At 44.2% G+C, this 3222-nt stretch carries 2 protein-coding genes; one reads left to right on the top strand and one right to left on the bottom strand.

Features of this window, described 5'->3' with window-relative positions; translation table 11 throughout:
* Positions 1-2295, bottom strand: a 2295-nt coding sequence (locus ACUVJL_RS38490) for a tetratricopeptide repeat protein (protein ID WP_445250622.1), incomplete at its 3' end; no start/stop codon positions are given.
* Between the two features lie 59 nt (positions 2296-2354).
* On the opposite strand from ACUVJL_RS38490, the gene ACUVJL_RS38485 reads away from it, so the two are divergent.
* Positions 2355-2624, top strand: a complete 270-nt coding sequence (locus ACUVJL_RS38485; protein ID WP_445250621.1) for a hypothetical protein — start codon at positions 2355-2357, stop codon at positions 2622-2624.
* The last annotated feature ends 598 nt before the right edge of the window (positions 2625-3222 follow it).

Raw genomic sequence — 3222 nt, 5'->3', positions numbered from 1 at the left:
CCAAGAAGATGCCATGCCCGATCGAGCGCCTAATTCTGTTTCAACTTCCAAACATTGCCGGTAGAATTTCTCAGCTTCATCCCAATTGCCACGATTTCGCTCGATATCTCCCAACATCCCTAATGAAGTAGCAATGCTGCTCTGATTATTTTCTTTTTCTGCGATGGCTAGCGCCTCTTTAAAATATTTTTCTGCTAAATCCCAATTCCCAAAATTCCGATGAATTACACCTAATGCTCTCAAGCAATAAGAACGTCGCTCGCCTTCAACATAAGGTAATATTTGCTCGTACAATTCTTTTGATAAATTCCAGGATCCCCACCTTGTTAAGTATTCACCTGGGATTAAGTAGTAAGCTTGGAGATAGTTGCCCAACCTAAAGGCAAAATGTTGAGCTTCTAGAACAGCTTGTAAATCTGCTAAGCTTTGAGGAGTATCCACAGTTATACCAGTGTAGTAAAACTTATAAACACTTTCCAGCAGCTTTGGCAGTTCATGTCTATATTCCCCTTGCAAAAACTCCTCAATCACCCGGTGCAAATCATAAAAATCCTCACATTTCTCCTCGTCATAACGACTCTGCACCAAACTCGCACCGACTAATCGCTGTAAAATAGATTCTGTCTCGCTAATTTCTGCGTCTGTAAACTCCGCAGGTGCTGCAAATTCTGCTGCTAATTCAAAGCGGGGATCTTTTTCAACATCATCCGTATACAGTCGCAAAAAAGTTAAACCCCTGACATCTATCCGCACTCGCAAAACACACATCCGACGCAGCAAATCTCTTGCCGCTGCACTTTGCCTTGCTAGTTGTTCTCGCAACATCGGTTTTGCATTCTTCGTTACCCATTCGGGATGCTTCCGCAAAAACCCCGGTTTTCCCTTGCCGAGAGCAGCCAATTGAGTTAATAAAAAAACATGACCTTCAACCCGCTGAGATATCCACTGCAAATCAGCTAATGTATCACTCAACTTTCGCTGCAAAATCTCGACACCCGCCGCTAAATCCACACCTGGCAACACTTCTATATGCACCAATTCCGAATCCGGTGCTAACCCCGGATAGCGGGTATGTGCCAAATCCGCAGGCACTTCCCGGCTGGTTAAAATCGTTTGCGATTGGTGCTGCTGATAAACCAAAGCATTCAGCAACTTACCCCAATCCCGTGAAATTGCTCGATGTACCTGCGCCGCAGCCAAAATGTCTGGATTTCCCGCCTCAACAGCAGGATGCAAAATAGATTCCAGGTTGTCGAGTACCAAAAGACAGCGAGTTTGTTGCAAGCCAGCCATAATTTTCGCTATCTTTTCATCGGCAGTTTTCAACACTTCCGCAGCCTGAATCCCCAAACCTTCACTTAACAGGAATCCAGCCACGTCATCAAAACTCGTTCCCTCCTTTGCCTCGAAATACATCGCGCACTCATAATCGCCACCGGGCAAAATTTCCCCCTTTTGAGAAACAGACTTCTGCCAATTCACTCCCAATGCTTCTAAAAGTTTGACAGCCAAACTCGTTTTGCCCATACCGCCTTGCCCGATTATCGCCAATACTTTCGGCGGCGAAGTTCCATCCGGCAGCATCTGTACTAATTTTGCCGTTAAATTTTCCACCAATTCATCCCGCCCTTTCCACACAGGAATAGAGTCAGGTAGTTGAGAGAAAGCCACCCTGATTGCTTTGTGGGGAGGGGCATCTGCCGGCACATCATCATTCTCGCTTTTGCCGTCAGTATTTTGTCCGCTGTTAATCTGACTACTGATACCGGGTTCGCCGTTAACGGGCCACACTTCTGCCAACTTTTGCAAATTCTTGGCTTTGTCCTTTTGACTCCACAGCTTCAGAGTAAAAACCCAATTGCTAGTACCGCGCCTTGCATTCTCCGGGCGGTTATCCTCCAGAATTTTCAGCACATCTCTGAGATAATCAGTAAGTGCCTCACCGATATACTTTTTAACTTGCGCCTCAGATGTTTTTTCAGTTGGTTTAAAGCTTTCTATATCTTTAAGCAGATGGCGCAAGGCTTCCAGCGTCGCCGTGACGGTTAACTCAGTGGTGTCACCTTTCCAATCGGCGCGGAGATAAGAGATGTCATTTCTATTATTTAACTTATAATCTAGCAGCGCCTCAACCAAATCAATCACTCGCTGCCGAGACTTTTCGCCTTTTCCCTGGTTGGGCATAGCTTCGGAAAGTAAATTGCTAAAAAAAGTTTCGGGAAAGTTTCGGGATTCCCGATACCGAATGACAGTCCCGAATATCCCTAATGGCGATTCTAGCACAGTTCCAGCCATTCTTTGCCTTCGGGTATCCCGAAATTCCACACTCAAATTAGTTGAGTTGGAAATGGTTTATGGGATTATCAAAACAGCAGCAATGGATGATTGGAGAGGCGATTGTCGGTACTGTAGTCGGTGCCATCAATTCTTCGGCGGGGATAGTGTTGACTTTTGGGTTAGTAGGTTTTCACCTCTGCTTTGACAAAAATCAACAGGAAGTGTCGCGTTGCCCTCTCGAACAAACTTTAAACAGCGAGGAAGTATCGAAACTCTATTGTTGTAATGATTGTCCTTTCAAGAAAGCGGCGATTGATGTAGAAAAAGTTGAAGAAGAAAGTGAGTAAACAGTGGTGCATCTAATGTGGAACAGCCCGGAAAGCCTGTTCGGGCCAGACACCCCACAAGAAAATTTCTTATATCAAATCCGTTGACATGGGAATTATTATCTCTCTCTTATCTTTCTCTGTGTCCTCTGTGCCCTCTGTGGTTTAATCATTCCGATACAACCGGAATTGATATTATTTGTGAAGCCGGAAAGCCTGTTGCTAACCCACAAGAAAATTCATTATTTGTGCAACAAGCCGGAAAGCCTGTTGCTAACCCACAAGAAAATTCATTATTCCCCCACTCCCGACTCCCCACTCCCCACTCCCCATCATTCCGATCGTGAATTGAACTTTACAAACAAACTCTTAGTTTAATAAAATCAATACTCAAAATCCGATTCTGGTATTATAGGAATCCTTGCAGGAGTCGTAAATTTTTTACCCCACCCCAACCCTCCCCTTATCAAGGGGAGGGAGTAATACCATTTTTATAAAGTTGTGATAGACTTATATAAAAAGTAAAGGAGAACATTAAAATGTCTGGCCGTCCTCATATAACGATTGCCGAATCTGTAGAAGTATTGCTAGAGATTAGGAAACAACAAAAAAGAATTTT

This window comes from Microcoleus sp. OTE_8_concoct_300 (assembly GCF_031383065.1).
GTDB lineage: Bacteria > Cyanobacteriota > Cyanobacteriia > Cyanobacteriales > Microcoleaceae > Microcoleus.
This window is presented reverse-complemented; position numbering and strand designations above follow the sequence as displayed.

Coding starts and splice junctions, on each gene's coding strand:
- ACUVJL_RS38485 (WP_445250621.1), top strand. CDS start 2,355: ATGGGATTATCAAAACAGCAGCAATGGATGATTGGAGAGGCGATTGTC.